We start from the raw sequence: 819 nt of genomic DNA, 5'->3' as shown, positions 1-819 counted from the left end.
GCATGGCTAATTCGATAGTGGCCCTGAATCGCCCAGAGCAGGTTTTGGCGAAAGCAGCTACCTGATTTGGTTGCATACGCCATAAGTCCACAACTTTAATGTTGCGCAGCATGATATATTCAACATGTGACATGGTTTCCCCTCGTGTGGGTTCTCTGTGTTATACGGCCCGCCTGGAACTCTCACCTTCCCTGCGGGCCACCTTTNNGAATTCATGCCAATTTCCTTGAAGCTCTCACAATCCATACGAAACATTTCGAGTCTCTTTCGCATGATCATTAATTCATTTTTTCATGAAATAATGAATTCATACTATTTGTGCCTCGTCCTGTACTCCTCATAAGCCTTCATCAAAAGATCGGTTATGCTCATCTGCTGCTCAGCAGCGTAAGCCTTGATTTCGGAATGCTTTTCAATAGGCACACGAATCTGAATGGGCTTCGGTAGGTTTGATGAGCTGCGTTCAATATTGACCGGGCCTGTGGGTGCTTTTGAAGCGGCACCAAACGCGCCCACATCAATTTTTGGAGCCTGCGGTTTGCGGTTTGGTGGAGATTTATCAGTCATACTTCATGCTCTCATGAATTAATGCTTTCATTATATCATGCATTATTCGCGTGATTGAACACCTGCTGCACGACAGATAACGCTTTGTCATTAAGCCCTTTGAACCTAGTTTCAGTAATTGCTAGACCCAAATCCATCGCCGCGCCATACCCCGTAGAAAGCGGTATAGAGCCCGTGGCACACGCAAACCCAAAAGCTTCAATGTTAGACCTAGCGCTATCTAGCTCACGGTCAGACTGTGGTGTTCGGCTC

1 protein-coding gene and 1 pseudogene are annotated in these 819 nt (G+C 46.5%); both read right to left on the bottom strand.

All coding sequences use genetic code 11. From position 1 onward, the window contains the following. Positions 1 to 312: 312 nt before the first annotated feature. Positions 313 to 567 (bottom strand): hypothetical protein, encoded by a 255-nt coding sequence (locus tag ALO64_RS04730; RefSeq protein WP_003381801.1) that lies wholly within the window; start codon positions 565 to 567, stop codon positions 313 to 315. Positions 568 to 602: 35 nt separating this feature from the next. Beyond that, a pseudogene (locus tag ALO64_RS25875) lies at positions 603 to 819 on the bottom strand (ParA family protein); the annotation flags it as partial.

It is taken from the genome of Pseudomonas meliae, from assembly GCF_001400515.1.
In the GTDB taxonomy this organism is placed as follows: domain Bacteria; phylum Pseudomonadota; class Gammaproteobacteria; order Pseudomonadales; family Pseudomonadaceae; genus Aquipseudomonas; species Aquipseudomonas amygdali.
The sequence above is the reverse complement of the archived record's forward strand: the minus strand, read 5'-3'. Positions and strand labels throughout refer to the sequence as shown.